This window comes from Halorarius litoreus, assembly GCF_024362405.1.
In the GTDB taxonomy this organism is placed as follows: domain Archaea; phylum Halobacteriota; class Halobacteria; order Halobacteriales; family Haloarculaceae; genus Halorarius; species Halorarius litoreus.
Genome location: NZ_CP101454.1, coordinates 469365 through 486642, shown reverse-complemented (window position 1 = coordinate 486642; position 17278 = coordinate 469365). Strand labels below are relative to the sequence as shown.

The window sequence follows — 17278 nt, the reverse complement described above, 5'->3', positions numbered from 1 at the left end:
CGGCTTGCCTTCCCCCAGTAGATGAGTGTCATCCTGGAGTACGCGATGCGGTCCGACGAGCTGGTACTCGCCCAGACACTCGCGAGCGGGGACATCCGGCTGGACGTCGAGCGCGTCACCGCCCTCGACCCGGAGTGTCCAGTGCTGTTCACGTGGGTCGGGAGTGACGACCTCGATGGGTTCGAGGCGGCCGCCCGGGACGACCCGACGGTGACCGACATCACGGTACTCAGCGAGGTCGACGGCAAGCGGCTCTACTCGATGCAGCTGACGGACGAGACGGACCTCGTCCTCTACCCTGCGTGGGTCAAGCTGGGTGGTGAGGGGCTCGAGGCGTCCTTCGCGGACGGCTGGTGGCACTCACGAGTTCGATTCCCGAGCCGCGATGCGGTGAGCAGCTACCACGGCTTCCTGGAGGAGCACGACGTCGAGTTCCGGCTCCAGCGGCTCTACGAGTCCGACGGTGCCGAGCGCGACGGTGCCGGGCTGACGCCCGAGCAGCACGACACGCTGAAGCTGGCGTACGAGCGGGGGTACTTCGAGGTGCCGCGACGGGTGACGACGAACGAACTGGCCGCGGAACTCGGCGTCAGCGACCAGGCAGTCAGCGAGCGGCTCCGCAGGGGATACGCGCGGCTCGTCGAGCACGTCGTCGGCGTGGAACGGGAATAACGGGGCTTAAGTCGCGGACGGGACAATCCGCGTCCATGAAGGACCGGACGTACACCGCGGACGCCGCGCCGGGCGACCACGCGACGGTCGCCGGCTGGGTCCACGAGATTCGCGACCTCGGTGGCATCGCCTTCCTCATCGTACGAGACACGACGGGGAAGATTCAGGTCAAACTCGAGAAAGACGAGATGGACGAGGAGCTCGTCGAGACGGGGCTCGACGTCTCCCGCGAGTCCGTCATCAAGGTCGTCGGCGACGTGAAAGAGGAGCCACGCGCCCCGACGGGCGTCGAGGTCGTCCCCGAGTCCATCGAGGTCATCGCCGCCGCCGAGACGCAGCTTCCGCTCGACCCCTCCGGGAAGGTCGATGCCGAGCTGCCCACGCGCCTCAACAACCGGACGCTCGACCTCCGGCGCGACGAGGCGAAGGCCATCTTCGAGATCCGCGCCGAGGTCCTCAGAGCCGTGCGCGAGGCGTTCCGCGACTTCCACGCCACGGAGATCAACACGCCGAAGATCGTCGCCACGGGCACCGAGGGCGGCACCGAGCTGTTCCCCATCACCTACTTCGGCGAGGAGGCGTTCATGAACCAGTCGCCGCAGCTGTTCAAGCAGCTGATGGTCGGCTCCGGCCTGGAGCGCGTCTTCGAAATCGGTCCCATCTTCCGCGCCGAGGAGCACAACACGCCGCGGCACCTGAACGAGGCGACCTCCATCGACTTCGAGTCGGCGTTCTTCGACCACACGGAGGCGATGGACGTCTGTGAGGCCGTCGTGAAGGCCGCCTACGAGGCCGTCGAGGAGAACTGTGAGGGGCAGCTCGAGGCGCTCGACCTCGCAGACGAGTTCGAGGCTCCGAGCGGCGAGTTCCCGCGACTCACCTACGAGGAGGCCATCCAGCGCATCAACGCAACGGGCGAACTCGACGAGCAGCTCGTCTGGGGCGACGACCTCCCGACCGAGGGCGAGCACGCGCTCGGGCAGGACGTCGGCGAGCACTACTTCATCACCGACTGGCCCAGCGAGATCAAGCCGTTCTACATCAAGGACCACGACGACGACGAGACCCTCTCGACGGGGTTCGACATGATGCACCCGCGGATGGAACTCGTCTCGGGCGGCCAGCGTGAACATCGCTACCAGCGGCTCATCGAGGGCTTCGAACAGCAGGGGCTCGACCCCGACGCGTTCGACTACTACACGAAGATGTTCAAGTACGGGATGCCCCCGCACGCTGGCTGGGGACTCGGTGCCGAGCGCCTCGTCATGACGATGCTCGACCTCGACAACATCCGGGAAGCGGTGCTGTTCCCGCGAGACCGGCAGCGGCTTTCGCCGTAAGGCGAGGCCGCTGTTCGTCGAGCGGGAGCTCGTGAGACTCGCTTCGCTCGTCTCACGGTGTTCCCGCGAGACCGACAGCGATTGAGTCCGTAGGACGAAGTCGCGGTCTCTTGGGAGCCGGGAGTGAAGCGAAGCGGAACGACCGTGTTCCCCCGCGACAGTCAGCGACCTTCGTCGGAATCAGTTGCGGCGTCTTCGACTAACTCGTACGCTTTTTCGCGCAGTTCGCCAGTCATGTGCAAGCCGTGACTGTCGACGCGGCGGACGAGGTCTTTGCCGTTTTCTTCCGATATTCCTAGCTCCTCAACGGCCCTAACGATGACACCAATTGTGCCCGTTACGGTCGCTCCGAGGCTCTGGGCAACCGTTCGGACCCGGCGGTCGTCTGAAACAACGGCAACGTCGATCTCCGAGTCGGTCCACAGCTCGACGATCGCGATTATCTGCACATCACCGTTCGTCTCTTCTTCGCCAAGGATACTCCGAGCGTTGAGAAGGTAAGTATCTCCGGCCGGACACACTACGGGTGAGGTTTCGAATTGGGTATTCTCGACGAACCTATCGAGATTGGTGGCCGCTGGCTCTGTCGTTACTTCCGCTGCTACCGCTGGTGGGATGTAGAGAGACCCAATCGCGTCTTCGACGACTGGTTGTTCAAGGATTCGGAGTAGTTCCAATTCGCCAATCTGGCCAAGTGCGATCAGAACCGATGCATCGAGGACCGCCCTCATATCTCACGCGCGGCCTCGGCATCGGTTTCGATGTCGTCGGGCGTCAACTGCGACGTGAGGTTCCGTTCGCGTGCAATCTCGAACCACTCGGCTAAACTCACACCTGCCACTCGTGCGGCTTGATTCACCGAAAGGTCTCCCGACTGGTATCGCTGAATGGCCACCTGCACTCGCAGGTCGTGGAGCCCTTCTCGGAGAGCTTTCCGAATGACGCTGCTCTTGTCTTCGCCGAGGAGTTCCGCGACTGCTTCAATCGCCTCCTCGTCGTCGTCGGGGATGCGCGCGCTAATCGACGGCATGTGTTACGTTGTATTACAACGTATCCGATGATAACTCTTCGGCTAGTTCCCCGGCGAGTTGATGCTCTGAGCGCGCGTCTCTATGGCATGCACGGATCAGCACCCATCCTGAGCGACAGCCTCGTGAGCGCCTGCCGCGCCGCCGTCGGCGACAGCCTCCGGACGGTCATCGAGTTCACGCCCGACGCGTTCGAGGTGCTGTACGTCCGCCGTGACCTCGGAGATGTCGCGCAGGTCCGACGCGAGAAGGCACAGTTCGTCGAGAACGAGCGTGTGGGCTTCGACGAGGACTACGGCACTCCCATCGAGTCGGGCGAGGAGTCCGGCATCGGCGCGTACGAGGTGACCGTCCGGGTGTTCACCGACGGCTTCCTCTCGCGGGTCATCGTCGGTGACCGCGGGGTCATCCTGACGACCGACGGTCTCGACGTCGACGTGATGGAGGAGCTGTCGGTGACGCTCCGGCGCCTGCTCGCGGACGCCGAGTAACCGCGGTCTTTTTGCCCGCAGTGCGCGCCCTCGGAGCCATGGCTCGCACGCCGAGCGTCGTCGCCCGCTACTACCTCTACATGGCGACGTCGACGCTCGGTTTCCTCATCCCCGTCTGGGTCGTTCTCCTCGACGAGACCCGCGGCTTCACCTACACGCAGATCACGACCCTCGACGTCGTCTTCTTCGCGACCATCCTGCTCGCCGAACTCCCCACCGGCTACGTCGGCGACCGACTCGGGCGGCGCAACGCACTCGTCCTCTCGTCGCTCGCTGTCGGGCTGTCGGCGGCCGTCTTCGGGCTCGTGGAGGCGTACAGCTCCTTCCTCGTCGTCTACATCGCGTGGGGCATCGCCCAGACCTTTCGCTCGGGCAACGACAGCGCGTGGCTCTACGACACCCTGCAGGAGACGGGCGCAGCCGACGCCTTCGCGCGGGTCCGGGGCCGTGGCCTCGCCGTCCTGCTCGGGACGAACGCCCTGACGGCTGCGGTCGGTGGCCACCTCTTTCGACTCGACCCGAGCTATCCGTTTATCGCCACTGGTCTCGTCAACGGTCTCTCGGCACTCGTCCTCCTCACGCTCCCCGAGACTGACGGCGGCGGCGAGCAGTTCACCCTCGCGAAGGCACGCAAAGCGGTGAGTCGACTGACGACGCCCCGGCTCCGCTCGTTCGTGCTCTACATCGTGCTGTTCTACGGCATCGGCTGGTCTGCGGACCTGTTCGTCCAGCCCATCGCTCGCGCGGCGGGCCTCTCGTTCGTCGAACTCGGCTACCTCTTCGCGGGGCTCATCGGCGTCTCCGCGGTCGCCTCGAACTACGCCGGCGCCATCGAGGCGCGACTGGGGACGGCACGGGTGGTGCATCTCTCGCCGCTGCTCCTCGGCGGGCTGTTCGTGGTGCTCGGCCTGTTCCCGATACTCGCCGTCCCCGTGTTCCTCGTCCACCGCTCGCTACTCAACGCCACGACGCCCATCGCCGAGGGCTACTTCAACGACCTCACGCCGTCACTCGGGCGGGCGACCGCGCTCTCGGCGATCTCGATGGCGATGTCGGCTGCGAGCATCCCCGTCAAGCTCGTGAGCGGGCCGCTCGCGGACGCCACCTCGCTGTTCACGACGGTCGCGATTCTCGGGGGTGGGCTCCTCGTGTTCTCGGTCGCGGTGCTCGTGTGGGAACGCCCCGTCCAGCCGTCGCTGCGAGCGGCGGCGAACGGGGACTGACGCTCGATGCGAACTGTAAGCGTTAAATCGGGCGGCACCGACCCCGAGATATGACACAGGCGAGCGCGTTCGTTCCGGGCCACGTCACGGCGTTCTTCTCGGCACACCCGCACGACGACCCCGAGCGCGCCGGCTCGCGCGGGGGTGGAATCGCGCTCTCCGATGGCGTCACCGTCACGGTCGAGTCGGGCGACGGGCTCCGGTTGAACGGCGAGGCCATCGAGGTGGCGGCGGTCGACACGGTGCTCGGCGCACTCGGCGTCGAGGCGCGCGTGGACTGCGAGACGCCTTTGCCCCTCGGCTCGGGATTCGGCGTGAGCGGGGCGATGGCCCTGGGCACGGCGCTCGCCGCGAACGAGGCGTTCGGCTGTGCGCGCAGTGAGAACGACCTCGTGACGCTCGCCCACCGCGCGGAGGTCGAAGCCGGAACCGGGCTGGGCGACGTGGTGGCGCAGGCTCGTGGCGGGTTCCCCCTTCGACTGGAGCCGGGGGCGCCCGGCCATGGGTCGATGGACGGCATCCCCGCGCGGGCCCGCGTCGAGTATCTGACGCTCGGGGGGCTCTCGACCGAGGCGGTGCTGTCGGGCGACACGACCGACCTCTCGGCGGCTGGTGAGGAGGCGCTCGCACAGGTCAGAGCGAGGCCGACCTTGGAGACGTTTCTGCTCGCGGCCCGAGAGTTCGCCGACGGCGCGGGCCTCCTCACGGACGACCTCAGTGACGTGATCTCGGCCGTTGAAGATGAGGGCGGCCAGGCGTCGATGGCGATGCTCGGTGAGACGGCGTTCGCGCTCGGAACCGGATTGACCGACGCGGGCTACGACGCCGAGGTGTGTCGCGTGCATCCGCCGGGTGCCGGACTGCGAGAATAAGCCACCGGCAGTCGACGCCGCGCCGTTTTTACTCCTGCCGCGAAATCACCGAGTATGAGCGACATCGAGGTTCCCGAATCGCACCCCCGGTACGAGTCACTCCTCACGCGCCACCGCATCGAGGAGGGCGTCGACCTCGGCATCACCTCCCGACAGGGGCTCATCGCACAGGGTCGCGGCGAGGCGTTCGACTATCTCATCGGCGAGCAAACGACCGCGAGCGCCGACGAGGCCGAGCGGGTCGCCGCGGCTTACCTCCTGCTGGCCGACCACCCTGTACTCTCCATCAACGGCAACGTCGCGGCGCTCTGCCCGGGCGAGATGGTCGAGCTGGCCGAGGCCGTCGACGCGGACCTCGAAGTCAACCTGTTCAACCGCACCGAGGAGCGCATGGAGGCCATCGTGACCCACCTCCGCGAGCACGGGGCTGACGAGGTGAAAGGCCTCACCGCCGACGGCCGCATCCCTGGCCTCGACCACGAGCGCGCGAAGGTGGACGCCGACGGCATCGGCGACGCCGACGTGGTGCTCGTTCCCCTCGAAGACGGCGACCGTGCGGAGGCGCTCGCGGCGATGGGCAAGACCGAACTCGTCATCGACCTCAATCCGCTCTCGCGCTCCGCACAGAGCGCGACGGTCCCCATCGTCGACAACATCATCCGCGCGGTCCCCAACATCACACGCCACGCCCGGAACCTCGCGGACGCTTCCGAAACCGAACTCCGGACCATCGTCGACGCGTTCGACCGCGAGGCGGCGCTCGCCGACGCCGAGCGAGCCATCCGCGACGGCGGCGAGTGAGCAATACCGCGGTCACGGCGAGTTTCGTGCGCGTCTGTGGGTGCTGATTCCCGCGCCGTGAGATTGGGAGTCGTGTCTTATCCCTGCACAACCCCTCTGTGGGGACATGGAGAAGAACGTCGGCGGCTACGACAGAATCGCTCGCTTAGTGGTCGGACCCATCCTCGCTATCGTCGGGACGGCGGGGCTGTTCGGGGTCGTGACGCTCGCGGCCGGCACACTCGGTGTGGCAATCGCGGCCATCGCCCTGCTGGTCGGGCTCGTGTTCGTCGTGACTGGCCTCACCCAGAGGTGCCCGCTCAACAGCCTCCTCGGGTTCAACACCTACCGCGGCAAGCGCGAGGCAGACGAGCCAGAGATTCCCGGACGGACGGCCTGACCAGACGGCTCGCTGTTTTCTGGACGTTCGACCGTCGGGCCGGTAGCGCTGCGGCTCATCGAAGAAACGACGACAGGAGCACGAGGAACCCGAGGCCGATGGCCACGGACTCCACGAGGTGAACGGTCGTGAGCTCGAGAGACGTGAACTGGAAGAGTAGCCCCTCCAGCAGGACACCCGCCGTGATGATGCCGAGCCCGACTGTCGCGTCACGAAGGTAGCGTGTCCGCTCGCGCTGGTACGCACGGAAGCTGATTGCCGTGACGGCAACCCCGAGAACGAACACGACGACGCGAACGGCTGTGAGCGCGAGTGTCGTGTCGGTCACTTCTCACCACCCCACTCCCTCGACGACTCCTCGCCACGCCAGTCGCCCGGTGTCGTCCCTGACGTGGGGAACACGCCGTACAGCGAGTAGAGGATGACGAGCATCCCGGCGGCGACGAGCGCGGTCTCGACCGTTCCCGCCTGGAAGATGCTGAGCCCGACGACGTCGAAGAGGATCCCTTCGAGTACCGACCCGACGCTGATGAGGATGAACCCGACCGACAGGTACAACATTGGCGTGCTGGCGTGCCGGCGGTATCCCCGGTACGCCTGGCCGGCGATGAGCAGGCCGAGCAGCACGGTCACGAGCTTTGCGATGATGAGTTCGGTGTGCATTCTCAATCCCTCCTGATACCCTCCCAGACGCGCGTGAACCGGTCGACCACGTCCTCCTTTTGTCGGAGTGCGATGTTGAAGCCGTCCGCGTCGAGGTCGACGTCGAGGTGGTCGATGGCGGCCTCGAACTCGCTGTGGTGGTGGCCGTCACGGTCGATGTGGGTTCGTTCGACCAGCAAGCCGTGGCTCGTCAGCGTCTCGGCACGCCGATACACCGTCGAAACGGACATGCCACACCGGTCACTGAGCTCCTTCGCGGACAGCGCCTCTCGGCTGGTCGCGACGAGGATATCACGGACGTACTCGTCACCGAGGAGGTCGAATACCTCGTCTGGATTCGTTTCGGTGGGCCGACCAGTCGCGCGCACGGTTCACGTGCGGAGATACGCGACTAACGCATAAAACACCGCACCCGTTTCGCTGGCTCAGCAAAACGGCCTGCTGGTCCAATAGCTCCGGTGACCTACCACTAACTATCGCCATGCGCCCCAACCGCAACGCGTGGACGCGCCGCCGCGTCCTCACCGCTACAGGTATCGCCACTGTCGTAGGCCTGAGCGGCTGCACTTCGGGCCCAGGGGTTGGGCAGCCGACCGCGACGCCGACGCCCACACCCAGTCCGACAGCCACGCGGGCAGACGATGACCACCACGAGGAAGGGGGCCACCACGAGGAAGAAGACCACCACGACACGCCAACGCACGAGGAGGACCCCCAGCACGAACACGACGGGCCGCTTCCCGAGGCGCCGGCCGCGTCCGCCAGCGTCGAGATGTTGACGACCGAGAGTGGCCAGCACCACTTCGAGCCGCACATCGTCTGGGTCGAGGAGGGCGGCACGGTCTCCTGGGAACTCACGAGCGGCGTCCACACGGCGACCGCGTACGCCGAGGGAAACAGGCTCCCGCAACGCGTCCCCGAGGGAACCGAAGCGTGGGACAGCGGTATGGTCTCGGAGGTTGGCGCGACGTTCGAACACACGTTCGACACGCCCGGTGTGTACGACTACGTCTGTACGCCGCACCGTTCGGTCGCGATGAGCGGCACGGTCGTCGTCGGCCACCCCGATCCGCACGACCAGCCCGGACTGTCGGAGCCCGGGAGCGGCCTCGGAGAGCGCGAGCGCCACAAGCTCGAAGAGCTCAACGAGATGGTGAACGAGATGCTCGGTCACACGCACTGAGCAACGGCTGCCACGGTAGCTAGCCGAATCGTTCTCGTCATTCATCGAAGCCAGCAACCCCCCGTTCGTCAGCGAGCCACCCTTCGGCACGCGAGCCAGCTATCACACGCCGCTCGCGTCGACCCAGGGGCTGGTCAATGTAAAACCCCTACCCGAGTTCGCTGGCTCAGCGAATCGTCCCTCCGGTCGATTACACTCCACCCACAACCCCCACATGTAGCGATGCGCCCCAACGCAACGTGGACGCGCCGTCGCGTCCTCACGGCCGCAGGAACCGCCGCTGTCGCCGGTCTCGCCGGCTGTAACACCGGTGCGACGGAGAACGACTCGACTCCGAGTCGCACCGCCACCGAGGCGTCCCACCACGACGACGGGGGCGAGGAACACCACGAGGAGACAGAACACCACGAGGAAACTGAACACCACGAGGGAACCGAGACGCACGAGGAGGCTGCCCACCACGAACACGGGAGCGTCCCCGAGGAGCCGGCCGCGTCCGCTACGGTCTCTATGGTGACGACCGAGAGTGGGCAGCAGCACTTCGAGCCGCACGTCGTCTGGGTCGAGGAGGGTGGCACGGTCACCTGGAAACTGGAGAGCGGCACCCACACGGCGACCGCCTACGCTGCGGACAACGACCTGCCACAGCGCATCCCCGAAGACGGCATCGCGTTCGACAGTGGCATGCTGTCGGAGTCGGGGGCGACATTCGAGCAGACGTTCGACACGCCCGGTGTGTACGACTACGTCTGTACGCCCCACCGTTCGGTCGGGATGATCGGAACCGTCGTCGTCGGTGAGCCAGACCCACACGACCAGCCTGGACTCGCCGAGCCCGGAAGCGACCTCGGCGAGAAGGAGCGCCACAAACTGGAAGAGTTGAACGAGAAGGTGAACGAGATGCTCGGTCACACCCACTGACGCAGACGCGGGTGGTCGGTGTGTCGCCGGTATCTCTCCAATCGGGACACTTATTCAGCACGACCTGCTTCATGGGCTGGGATAATGAACGACCTCCGAACCGGCCTCAGCTACGGGGACGTGCTCCTCGTCCCGAAGCGCTCTCCCGTCGATAGTCGGAGCGACGTCGACCTCTCGACGACGCTCACCCCGAACGTCGAACTCGAGAACCCACTGGTTTCGGCGGCGATGGACACGGTGACCGAAGCCGACCTCGCCATCGAACTCTCGCGCGCGGGGGGAATCGGCGTCCTCCACCGCTTTCTCACCGTGGACGAACAGGCAGCACAGGTCCGCGAGGTGAGAGCCGACGGCGAGCAGGTCGCCGCCGCGGTCGGCATCAACGAGGACTACGTCGACCGCAGCGCTGCGCTCGTGGAAGCCGGCGTGGACGCGCTCGTCGTCGACGTGGCACACGGCCACCTCGAACGGACGCTCGACGCCGTCGCGGCGCTCCATCGGGAGTTCCCGGACGTGGACCTCGTCGCCGGGAACGTCGCGACGCCAACGGGCGTCGAAGACCTGGCTGCCGCGGGAGCCGACTGCGTGAAGGTCGGCATCGGGCCAGGGTCACACTGCACCACGCGGAAGGTGGCGGGGGCGGGCGTTCCGCAGTTGACGGCGGTCGACGACTGTGCGGAGGCCGCCGCGGACCACGGCGTCACCATCTGTGCGGACGGGGGCATCCGTACCTCCGGTGACGCGGCGAAGGCGCTGATGGCCGGCGCGGACACGGTGATGCTCGGGAGCCTCTTTGCGGGCACTGCCGAAGCACCCAGCGAGATCGTCGTGGTCGACGGCACGCGGTACAAGCGGTCGCGGGGGATGGCGACCACGGCCGCCGCCGAAGCGCGCGACGACAAGGAGGCGAGCGTGAGCGCCGACGAGGGCGTCGAGGCGATGACGCCGTACAAGGGCCCCGTCGCCGACGTGGTCGCGGAGTTCTGTGGCGGCATCAAGTCGGGGCTCTCCTACTGTGGCGGGCACACGATTCCCGAGGCGCGTGAGAAGGCCGAGTTCATCCGCGTCGCGCCGAGCGCCAAGGAGCGCGAGGGCTACCACAGCGACCACGACTGGGAGGGCGTCAGCGTCGACAGCGTGGCCGACGACCCCGACCGCGCCCACATCCAGGGCGACGACTGATTCCCTGTAAAGTATCTACAGCGCGGCTTCGAGCCGGTCTAACCCATCTTCCAGTCGTTCCATCGAGTTCGCAAACGAGAGCCGCAGCTTCCCCTCGCCGGCTGCGCCGAACCCCGAACCGGGCGCGAGCACGACCCCCGCCTCTCGAACCAACTCCGTCGCCAGCGCCATGCTGTCGTCGTACCCCTTGGGGTCGAGGAAAGAGTAGAACGCCCCGTCGGGTCGCGGCGCGGCCACGCCAGCCATGTCGTCCAGCCGGTCGGCGACGTAGTCCCGGCGCTCGGCGAACGCCGCGTACATCTCTTCCATCGGTTCCTGCGGCCCGGTGAGTGCCGCGAGCGCGGCGTGCTGGGCAATCGCGGACGTACAGGCGGTCGTCGACTCGCGTATCTTCGTGGCCTCGTCCACCATCTCGTGAGGGCCGGCGAGCCAGCCCACCCGCCAGCCGGTCATGGCGTGGGACTTCGAACACGACCCCACGGTCAGGATGTGGTCTGGGTGGTCGGTGAGCGCCGCCGTCGCCACCGGGTCGCGGTCGTAGGTGAGCGAGACGTACACCTCGTCGGCGACGACGTAGGCGTCGTGGTCGCGGGCGGCCTCGACGACTGCACGGATCTCGGCGGGGTCGGCCACGCGGCCCGTGGGGTTCGACGGCGAACAGAGCATGACCGCACTCGTCGCCGGACCCATCGCCTCGACGACGCGGTCGGCATCCAGGTCGTAGGGGTACGGCATCGGCACCTCTCTCGGGTGGGCGTCGGCGAGCCGGGCCTGCGTCCAGTAGTTCGGCCAGCCGGGCGTCGGAATCACCAGTTCGCTGCCCGGCTCCAGCACGCACAGCGCCGCGAGGTGCAGCGCCTCCATCCCTCCTGTGGTGACGAGCACCTCGTCGGGGTCGTACTCGGCGCCGTACTCGCGAGCGAGCGTCTCGCTGATGGCCTCCCGCAGGCGTGGGATGCCCGCGTTCGAAGTGTAGCCTGTCTCCCCCTCGCGTGTGGCCGCGAACGCCGCCTCGGTGACGTGGTCGGGGGTAGCGAAGTCGGGTTCGCCGACCTCGAGTCGGACGGGGTCGCCCCCCGCACGTTCGACCCGCTCTGCGAGGTCGAACAGCACGCGAATCGACGAACGGTCACACGAGCGGACGCGGGTGGTGGGCTGCATACGTCTGCCTCCGGGCGCACGGCAACAAGATTTACTACAGGTACGTCACTCGTTCGACACGATTCTCTCCCGATCGTCGGACACCACGGAGACGGTTCCGCCGGACGACCAGACGACCGACGTGGTCGGTGCCCGTATCGGTGCGCAGTTCGTGGACTCGTTCGTGCTGTTCGTACAGCTCACCGCCGTCGTCGTCCTGCTCGCCGTCCTCGTCCGACCGCGGACCGAGGGCGGCGCGGAGGGGCTCGCGTTCCCCGCTATCCTGACGCTCCCACTGTACGGTGGACTCCTCGAGGGCTACTGGGACGGGCAGACGCTCGGCAAGCGACTGTTCGACATCAAGGTCGTCGACCGCCAGGGGCGGCCGCCGGGACTCGGTGAGGCGCTCGGTCGGAACCTTCCCGCGGTCGTGCTGTTCAGCTGGGCCGTCGTGGCGGTCGGGCTCGCGGCCATCGCCACCAGCGACCGCCGCCAACGACTGTTCGACCGGGCCGCGGGAACGTACGTCGTCGACGCCTCACCGCATACGGACGACCGGCCACGAGGGGCCACGTCGCCGACGAGTTCGCACTACACCCGCCAACGTCGGTGACCGCGGTCGTCGTCTCAGACCGCGTCGGCGCCCGCCGACTTCTCGGCCGAGAGTTTCGCCGCCCACACGAGCACCAGGAGGGCGACGCCGCCGAAGAACGCCTCGACCGGGCGAGCGGACATCCCGATCTCCGGCTGGGTGAACGCGTACCAGAACAGGTACGCGGAGACGCCACCCACGAGCCAGAGGTGGAAGTGCGCGAACGCCCCGCCAAGCACCGATTTGACTCGCTCCGTGGTGGTCTCCGGATTCCGTGTCATCCCGCTTGCGTGTTCCGGCGGCCGACACAAAAGGCCGGGGCGGAGCTACGGCGCGTGAAGCTGTGCCCGCGTTCCGAGGCCGCTACCGGTCGCTCTCTCGTACCTGTTCGGCCACGTCGCGTTCGAGCTGGAGGTCGACGACGAAGCTTCCGTCCTCGACACGGAACGTGACCGCGTCGAGGTTCGAGACGTAGGTATTGTAGTGGTTCCCCTCGTCGTCGATGTGGTCACGCTCGGTCAGCAGGTCGTACTCGAGGAGTTCGCCGACCCGCCGGTAGACGGTCGGCTGTGAGATGGACAGGTGCGAGGCGAGGTCGTCCGCGGTCATCGGCGTTTCGCTGGCGAGCGCGAGGATGTGCCGGGCGCTCTCGCTTCCGAACAGGTCGAACACGGTCTCGGGGTCCCACGCGTCTGTCACGCGCCCCGAGTCGAACTCCGACGGTAAAGAGCCACCGGCGCCGGCGGCTTCAGGGACTGAAGTCGTCGATGACCTCCCCCGACAGCAGGCCGACGAACCCCAGACCGAACCGCTCGAAGCGGCGGTGGCGGGTGCGGGCGACGACCGTGGCGCGTGCGGCGGCGACCCGCTGGTCGAGGACGGTGTCGGCCTCACCCGTGACCGCCGCGAGCGCCGCGTCGCGCGTCGATTCGGCCGGGGCCGTTCCCCGTGCGAATGCCCGGAACAGTGGGTTGCAGAGCCGGCCGACGGGATGTGGCGAGGTCGTCGCGTCCAGCAGGGCGACGTTGCCGCCGGGGCCGACGAGCGAACACCAGTCGGCGACCACCTCGGCCGGCGACTGGAACATCCCGCAGACGAACGTTCCGAGCACGGCGTCCGCGGACGCGACAGCGGGGGCCGTCGCGTCGCCACAGACGAGGTGAGCGTCCGGCGCGCGGTCACGCGCCCGGTCGAGCAGCGGGCGCGTGAAGTCGACGCCCACCACCTCCCCTTCGGGGCCGACCTGCTCGCGGAGGTGCGGGAGGTTCGCGCCCGACCCACACCCGAACTCGACGACGGTGTCACCCGGCGAGAGGTCGAGCGACACCGCGGCGGCACGGCGCCACCGACTCACCCCGGGGAACGTCGCGATGCGGTCGTAGAGGTCGGCGTACCGGCCGTAGAACTCGCGGACGCTCATACCAGCTCGCGGACCAGACTGGCGGCGGTGACGGCGTCGCTCGCGAGGAGATAGACGACCGGTTCGACGCCGAAGCCCCCGGTCTGGTACACCACGTCCGCCGCGGGGTTCGCGCGGACCGCGTCGGCGACGGCCTCGTCGACCGGCGCGTCGGCGTCGAACGCCACCGTCTCGTAGCCCGCCGCTTCGAGCCGTTCGATCACTTCGGGCGTGTAGCGGACGTTGAGCGCGCCGCGCGCGTCGCTGCCGCCCTCGCGTGCGGCGAGCAGGACGCCGGCGACGTGCTCGCTCACGCCGAACTCGGGGTCCGCGGGGACGGTCGCCCGTCCCTTGATGTCGAGGATGCGCCCGGGGATGGCGGCGACGTCGTCGATGCTCGCCGCGCCGGGCAGCGCCTCGACGAGGTTCGAGCCGACGGCGGGGATGAGCGCGGCGAACCCCGAGGTGTTCTCGAGCGTCCGTAGCCCCCGGCGAACGGAGCCGAGCGTCCGCTCCGCAGCGCGAATCGGCGAATCCGGGTCGTGGACGGCGAAGTCGCCGTCGTAGTCGGCGAGCGGGGGAAACGCCTCCTCGTGGAGCTGGGCGAGCACGTCTCCCTGTTCGAGCCGGCGGACGAGCACCTCGGCCTCGACGAGCGCCTGCACCCGCGACATCTCCCCGGAGGCGAGCCCCGCACCGAGCCGCGCGACGAGCTCCTGCACCCGGTCGTCGTTCGACAGCCGCGCGTTCATCTCCACCTCGCCGTGGGCGTACTTCGAGACGGCGCTCTGGGAGATGCCGAGCAGGTCGCCCACCTCGCTCTGCGTGCGGCCGCGCTCCCGGAGGTCCGCGGCGAGCATCGCCCGGAAGGTCGGGAGGAACTCGTCGACGACGACCTCCTCGACGAAGCGCATCTACCGTTCGCCCCCGGTTCGTCGCATCACTGCTCGCCTCCGAACTCCCTGTCGCCCTGAATGCGAGACGCCTGCGGGCCGGCCTGGTTCTGGTACTTCGAGCCGCGCTCTTCGCCGTACGGCCGGTCGGCGGGCGTCTTCAGCTCCGTGAACGTCAGCTGGGAGATGCGCATGCCCGGCGAGAGCGCGACTGGCGCGCGACCCAGGTTCGAGAGTTCGAGCGTAATCTGGCCCTGATAGCCGGGGTCACAGAGGCCGGCGGTGGCGTGGACGACGATGGCGAGGCGGCCGAGCGAGGAGCGCCCCTCGACGTGCGCGATGAGGTCGTCGGGGATCTCGACGCGCTCTTTGGTCGTCCCGAGCACGAAGTCGCCCGGGTGCAGGATGTACTCGCCCCCCTCCGGGACCTCGGTCAGATCGACGTACTCCGAGACCTCGCGTTCGTCGTTCGGGTGGATGCAGGCGATGTTCGCGTGCTGGAACTCGAGGAACTCGCGGCCGAGTCGGAGGTCGATGCTCGCGGGCTGGATCTGGATGTCCGGGTCGTCGAGCGGGTCGACCACGAGGTCGCCCTCCTCGAGGCGACGGACGATGTCGGCGTCGGAGAGTATCATGCGTGTGTGGGAGAGCGACGGGGGCTAAAAGCCGACGGTCCGAACAGTCGGTGCCGACGACCCCCCAGCTTCCCAGGCCGGGTCGTTTAACCGCCACCGACCCACACCCCCGGTATGAAGCAGGCCATCGTCGTCCGGACGGACATCGGGATGGGGAAGGGGAAGACGGCCGCGCAGGCGGCCCACGCCTCGCTCACGGCGTACGAGAACGCCGGCCCCGAGGCCCAGCGGGGCTGGAAGGACGGTGGGCAGAAGAAGATCGTCCTCAAGGTGCGTAGCGAGGCCGAACTGCAGGAACTCGCCGAGCAGGCCCGCCGCGAGCGGCTCCCGCACGCGCTCATCCGCGACGCAGGGCACACCCAGCTCGACCCCGGGACGGTGACGGCGTTCGCCGTCGGCCCGGCACAGGAGAACCTCGTCGACCGAGTGACCGGCGACCTGAAACTGCTGTAGTCGGCCGTGCCGTCCGCTCGTCGCGGCTCCCGCGTCGTCCTCGCCGTCGGCACCCTCCTCGGGCTCGCCACGCTCGCGTGGCTCTGGGCCACCCAGCCCGAGGCACTCGGTGTGAACTTCCGTGTGTACCGCGTCGCCGCAGACGCGATGCTCGCGAGTGGGGACCCCTACGCGGTCCACCCCGTAGGCGAGCCGGCGTACCGCTACGTCTACCCACCGGGGACGCTCCCGCTGTTCGTCCCGTACACGCTGCTTCCGGCGAGCGTCGGCTTCGCGCTCCACACCCTCACCGCGGTCGTCGCCGGCGGCGTGCTCACGCGCGTCGTCGGCCGAACCGTCGCCCGCCGCGGCCACGCCCTGACGCGACTCGACCACGCGCTCGTCTTCGGGTTCGTCACCGTCTCGCCGGTCGCCGTGCCCTCGCTGTTCTACGGCAACGTGAACCTTCAGCTCGCGGCGCTCGTCGCCGTCGGCGTCGACCGCGTCGACGACGGAGCGCGCTCGGGGGGCGTGCTCGCTGTCCCTGCCGTCCTGAAGGCGTTCCCGGCGGTCTTCCTCGCCGTTCCCGTCCGCTACGCCGCGACCTGGCGCGACCGGCTTCGTGCGGTGGGGGCGGCGAGCGGGGTCGCAGTGCTCGTGTTCGGCGGTGGGCTGCTCGCGTTCGGTCCCGCGGCGACCCGCGCGTGGCTGGCTGCCCTCGCCGCCCGAGAGGGCCGGGGAGCCGGCCGTATCCCTCCGGGGGCGGACCTCGTGACGCTCCGCCGGCCGCTCTCACAACTGCTGGCCGACGCACCGCTCGTCGTCGCCACGCTGGCCGTGCTGCTCCTCGTGCCGCCGGCGCTCTACCTGCTCGTGACGGCTGACGTCGACCAGCGACACCTCGCTGCCCTCGGTGTCGGCCTCGCCACGCTGCTCGCGCTCCCCTCCTATCCGCTCTACTACGTGCTGGTGTTCGGGATGGCTGTCCCCCTGCTGTATCTGGTCGAGGGGCCGGCACGCCCGGCGGTGCTCGTGGGGACGCTGCTGCTCACGCTTCACGTGACGGGTGCCGAGCTCACCTGGCTGTTCGCGGCGGTAGGGACGACGCCGCCGGCTGTGGTGGAGACCCTGTTCGCGTTCGCCACGCCGCCGCTCGTGGGAGCGCTGTTGCTCCTCGGGGCATGCGTCGTGGGTGTGACGGGTGAGCAGGTGCTGCCGTACTCAGCGCCGCATCGCCCGGGCGAGCGTCGCGAGTAGCGCGGCCCCGGCGGCACCGACGCCGAGCCACCACGGCAGCGTCCCTGTCGGCGCGCCGAACTCACCGTCGGCGGTGAGGAACGCGATCACGGCGACGGCGACCCCGACGACGAAGACGGCCGCGGCCAGGGGTGAGGAACGCACGTCGTCGACCGAGTAGCGCATACGCCGAGTC

The 17278-nt window shown here is 68.2% G+C and carries 25 protein-coding genes; 13 read left to right on the top strand and 12 right to left on the bottom strand.

Translation table 11 applies throughout. The features are described 5' to 3' along the window. Positions 1-21: 21 nt before the first annotated feature. Both NL126_RS02625 and aspS read left to right on the top strand, forming a co-directional pair. Positions 22-672: a helix-turn-helix domain-containing protein gene (locus tag NL126_RS02625; protein ID WP_255197355.1), complete on the top strand. Its 651-nt coding sequence runs from the start codon at positions 22-24 to the stop codon at positions 670-672. Positions 673-707: 35 nt separating this feature from the next. Beyond that, a complete protein-coding gene (gene aspS / locus NL126_RS02620) occupies positions 708-2012 on the top strand; it encodes an aspartate--tRNA(Asn) ligase (RefSeq protein ID WP_255197354.1) in 1305 nt (434 codons plus the stop codon). 161 nt (positions 2013-2173) lie between these two features. Here aspS and NL126_RS02615 read toward each other — a convergent pair whose 3' ends face one another. Then, the gene (locus NL126_RS02615; RefSeq protein WP_255197353.1) at positions 2174-2743 is read right to left on the bottom strand and encodes a PIN domain-containing protein; all 570 of its coding nucleotides are present in this window, start codon (positions 2741-2743) and stop codon (positions 2174-2176) included. Then, positions 2740-3042: a UPF0175 family protein gene (locus NL126_RS02610; RefSeq protein WP_255197352.1), complete on the bottom strand. Its 303-nt coding sequence runs from the start codon at positions 3040-3042 to the stop codon at positions 2740-2742. The genes NL126_RS02615 and NL126_RS02610 overlap by 4 nt, the downstream gene beginning before the upstream one ends. Before the next feature lie 87 nt (positions 3043-3129). Between NL126_RS02610 and NL126_RS02605 the strand changes: the two genes are divergently transcribed. From NL126_RS02605 to NL126_RS02585, 5 genes are all read left to right on the top strand, one after another. Further along, positions 3130-3531: a DUF7522 family protein gene (locus NL126_RS02605; protein ID WP_255197351.1), complete on the top strand. Its 402-nt coding sequence runs from the start codon at positions 3130-3132 to the stop codon at positions 3529-3531. A gap of 38 nt (positions 3532-3569) precedes the next feature. Next, positions 3570-4754, top strand: a complete 1185-nt coding sequence (locus NL126_RS02600; RefSeq protein WP_255197350.1) for an MFS transporter — start codon at positions 3570-3572, stop codon at positions 4752-4754. A gap of 50 nt (positions 4755-4804) precedes the next feature. Continuing rightward, complete coding sequence (locus NL126_RS02595; protein WP_255197349.1) at positions 4805-5626, top strand: pantoate kinase; 822 nt, start codon at positions 4805-4807, stop codon at positions 5624-5626. A gap of 54 nt (positions 5627-5680) precedes the next feature. Beyond that, positions 5681-6427, top strand: coding sequence for a 4-phosphopantoate--beta-alanine ligase (locus tag NL126_RS02590; RefSeq protein ID WP_255197348.1), 747 nt, complete (start codon positions 5681-5683; stop codon positions 6425-6427). 106 nt (positions 6428-6533) lie between these two features. After that, positions 6534-6806 carry a YgaP family membrane protein gene (locus NL126_RS02585; RefSeq protein WP_255197347.1) on the top strand — a complete coding sequence of 91 codons (273 nt, stop codon included), beginning with the start codon at positions 6534-6536 and terminating at the stop codon, positions 6804-6806. A gap of 55 nt (positions 6807-6861) precedes the next feature. Here the strand turns inward: NL126_RS02585 and NL126_RS02580 are convergent, their stop codons facing one another. From NL126_RS02580 to NL126_RS02570, 3 genes are read right to left on the bottom strand one after another with little or no spacing between them, the layout of a single operon-like run. Further along, positions 6862-7134, bottom strand: a complete 273-nt coding sequence (locus NL126_RS02580) for a DUF7521 family protein (RefSeq protein ID WP_255197345.1) — start codon at positions 7132-7134, stop codon at positions 6862-6864. Further along, positions 7131-7469 carry a DUF7521 family protein gene (locus tag NL126_RS02575; protein ID WP_255197344.1) on the bottom strand — a complete coding sequence of 113 codons (339 nt, stop codon included), beginning with the start codon at positions 7467-7469 and terminating at the stop codon, positions 7131-7133. The genes NL126_RS02580 and NL126_RS02575 overlap by 4 nt, the downstream gene beginning before the upstream one ends. Before the next feature lie 2 nt (positions 7470-7471). Continuing rightward, positions 7472-7837 (bottom strand): ArsR/SmtB family transcription factor, encoded by a 366-nt coding sequence (locus NL126_RS02570; RefSeq protein WP_255197343.1) that lies wholly within the window; start codon positions 7835-7837, stop codon positions 7472-7474. Positions 7838-7950: 113 nt separating this feature from the next. Between NL126_RS02570 and NL126_RS02565 the strand changes: the two genes are divergently transcribed. The 3 genes from NL126_RS02565 to NL126_RS02555 all read left to right on the top strand — a co-directional run bounded on the left by NL126_RS02565 (position 7951) and on the right by NL126_RS02555 (position 10755). Beyond that, positions 7951-8652: a cupredoxin domain-containing protein gene (locus NL126_RS02565; RefSeq protein WP_255197342.1), complete on the top strand. Its 702-nt coding sequence runs from the start codon at positions 7951-7953 to the stop codon at positions 8650-8652. 222 nt (positions 8653-8874) lie between these two features. Further along, a complete protein-coding gene (locus NL126_RS02560; RefSeq protein ID WP_255197341.1) occupies positions 8875-9573 on the top strand; it encodes a plastocyanin/azurin family copper-binding protein in 699 nt (232 codons plus the stop codon). A gap of 84 nt (positions 9574-9657) precedes the next feature. Beyond that, a complete protein-coding gene (locus NL126_RS02555; RefSeq protein WP_255197340.1) occupies positions 9658-10755 on the top strand; it encodes a guanosine monophosphate reductase in 1098 nt (365 codons plus the stop codon). A gap of 15 nt (positions 10756-10770) precedes the next feature. Here NL126_RS02555 and NL126_RS02550 read toward each other — a convergent pair whose 3' ends face one another. Further along, positions 10771-11916, bottom strand: a complete 1146-nt coding sequence (locus NL126_RS02550) for a pyridoxal phosphate-dependent aminotransferase (RefSeq protein ID WP_255197339.1) — start codon at positions 11914-11916, stop codon at positions 10771-10773. Here NL126_RS02550 and NL126_RS02545 point away from each other — a divergent pair. Further along, entirely contained in the window at positions 11906-12508 is a 603-nt protein-coding gene (locus NL126_RS02545) for an RDD family protein (RefSeq protein ID WP_255197338.1), read from the top strand. The genes NL126_RS02550 and NL126_RS02545 overlap by 11 nt on opposite strands. A 14-nt stretch (positions 12509-12522) precedes the next feature. Here the strand turns inward: NL126_RS02545 and NL126_RS02540 are convergent, their stop codons facing one another. From NL126_RS02540 to dcd, 5 genes are all read right to left on the bottom strand, one after another. Next, on the bottom strand, positions 12523-12768 hold the full coding sequence (locus NL126_RS02540) for a hypothetical protein (RefSeq protein WP_255197337.1): 246 nt from the start codon (positions 12766-12768) through the stop codon (positions 12523-12525). An 82-nt stretch (positions 12769-12850) separates the two neighbouring features. Continuing rightward, positions 12851-13186: a winged helix-turn-helix domain-containing protein gene (locus tag NL126_RS02535; protein WP_255197336.1), complete on the bottom strand. Its 336-nt coding sequence runs from the start codon at positions 13184-13186 to the stop codon at positions 12851-12853. 49 nt (positions 13187-13235) lie between these two features. Beyond that, the gene (locus NL126_RS02530; RefSeq protein WP_255197335.1) at positions 13236-13907 is read right to left on the bottom strand and encodes a class I SAM-dependent methyltransferase; all 672 of its coding nucleotides are present in this window, start codon (positions 13905-13907) and stop codon (positions 13236-13238) included. Beyond that, positions 13904-14800 carry a thiamine-phosphate synthase family protein gene (locus NL126_RS02525; RefSeq protein ID WP_255197334.1) on the bottom strand — a complete coding sequence of 299 codons (897 nt, stop codon included), beginning with the start codon at positions 14798-14800 and terminating at the stop codon, positions 13904-13906. Before NL126_RS02525 ends, NL126_RS02530 begins: the two co-directional genes overlap by 4 nt. A 26-nt stretch (positions 14801-14826) precedes the next feature. After that, positions 14827-15414 (bottom strand): dCTP deaminase, encoded by a 588-nt coding sequence (gene dcd, locus NL126_RS02520; protein ID WP_255197332.1) that lies wholly within the window; start codon positions 15412-15414, stop codon positions 14827-14829. Between the two features lie 114 nt (positions 15415-15528). Between dcd and pth2 the strand changes: the two genes are divergently transcribed. Both pth2 and NL126_RS02510 read left to right on the top strand, forming a co-directional pair. Beyond that, complete coding sequence (gene pth2, locus NL126_RS02515; protein WP_255197331.1) at positions 15529-15867, top strand: peptidyl-tRNA hydrolase Pth2; 339 nt, start codon at positions 15529-15531, stop codon at positions 15865-15867. Positions 15868-15873: 6 nt separating this feature from the next. Further along, entirely contained in the window at positions 15874-17103 is a 1230-nt protein-coding gene (locus NL126_RS02510; protein WP_255197330.1) for a glycosyltransferase family 87 protein, read from the top strand. Here the strand turns inward: NL126_RS02510 and NL126_RS02505 are convergent. After that, positions 17068-17268, bottom strand: coding sequence for a hypothetical protein (locus NL126_RS02505; RefSeq protein WP_255197329.1), 201 nt, complete (start codon positions 17266-17268; stop codon positions 17068-17070). The genes NL126_RS02510 and NL126_RS02505 overlap by 36 nt on opposite strands. Between the last annotated feature and the right edge of the window lie 10 nt (positions 17269-17278).

Bases quoted from the DNA above. Each gene is read 5' to 3' on its own strand.
- NL126_RS02565 (WP_255197342.1), top strand. From the start codon at position 7,951: ATGCGCCCCAACCGCAACGCGTGGACGCGCCGCCGCGTCCTCACCGCT.
- NL126_RS02550 (WP_255197339.1), bottom strand. From the start codon at position 11,916: ATGCAGCCCACCACCCGCGTCCGCTCGTGTGACCGTTCGTCGATTCGC.
- aspS (WP_255197354.1), top strand. From the start codon at position 708: ATGAAGGACCGGACGTACACCGCGGACGCCGCGCCGGGCGACCACGCG.
- NL126_RS02585 (WP_255197347.1), top strand. From the start codon at position 6,534: ATGGAGAAGAACGTCGGCGGCTACGACAGAATCGCTCGCTTAGTGGTC.
- NL126_RS02610 (WP_255197352.1), bottom strand. From the start codon at position 3,042: ATGCCGTCGATTAGCGCGCGCATCCCCGACGACGACGAGGAGGCGATT.
- dcd (WP_255197332.1), bottom strand. From the start codon at position 15,414: ATGATACTCTCCGACGCCGACATCGTCCGTCGCCTCGAGGAGGGCGAC.
- NL126_RS02555 (WP_255197340.1), top strand. From the start codon at position 9,658: ATGAACGACCTCCGAACCGGCCTCAGCTACGGGGACGTGCTCCTCGTC.
- NL126_RS02560 (WP_255197341.1), top strand. From the start codon at position 8,875: ATGCGCCCCAACGCAACGTGGACGCGCCGTCGCGTCCTCACGGCCGCA.
- pth2 (WP_255197331.1), top strand. From the start codon at position 15,529: ATGAAGCAGGCCATCGTCGTCCGGACGGACATCGGGATGGGGAAGGGG.
- NL126_RS02605 (WP_255197351.1), top strand. From the start codon at position 3,130: ATGCACGGATCAGCACCCATCCTGAGCGACAGCCTCGTGAGCGCCTGC.
- NL126_RS02525 (WP_255197334.1), bottom strand. From the start codon at position 14,800: ATGCGCTTCGTCGAGGAGGTCGTCGTCGACGAGTTCCTCCCGACCTTC.
- NL126_RS02540 (WP_255197337.1), bottom strand. From the start codon at position 12,768: ATGACACGGAATCCGGAGACCACCACGGAGCGAGTCAAATCGGTGCTT.
- NL126_RS02600 (WP_255197350.1), top strand. From the start codon at position 3,570: ATGGCTCGCACGCCGAGCGTCGTCGCCCGCTACTACCTCTACATGGCG.
- NL126_RS02625 (WP_255197355.1), top strand. From the start codon at position 22: ATGAGTGTCATCCTGGAGTACGCGATGCGGTCCGACGAGCTGGTACTC.
- NL126_RS02590 (WP_255197348.1), top strand. From the start codon at position 5,681: ATGAGCGACATCGAGGTTCCCGAATCGCACCCCCGGTACGAGTCACTC.
- NL126_RS02530 (WP_255197335.1), bottom strand. From the start codon at position 13,907: ATGAGCGTCCGCGAGTTCTACGGCCGGTACGCCGACCTCTACGACCGC.
- NL126_RS02575 (WP_255197344.1), bottom strand. From the start codon at position 7,469: ATGCACACCGAACTCATCATCGCAAAGCTCGTGACCGTGCTGCTCGGC.
- NL126_RS02595 (WP_255197349.1), top strand. From the start codon at position 4,805: ATGACACAGGCGAGCGCGTTCGTTCCGGGCCACGTCACGGCGTTCTTC.
- NL126_RS02615 (WP_255197353.1), bottom strand. From the start codon at position 2,743: ATGAGGGCGGTCCTCGATGCATCGGTTCTGATCGCACTTGGCCAGATT.
- NL126_RS02505 (WP_255197329.1), bottom strand. From the start codon at position 17,268: ATGCGCTACTCGGTCGACGACGTGCGTTCCTCACCCCTGGCCGCGGCC.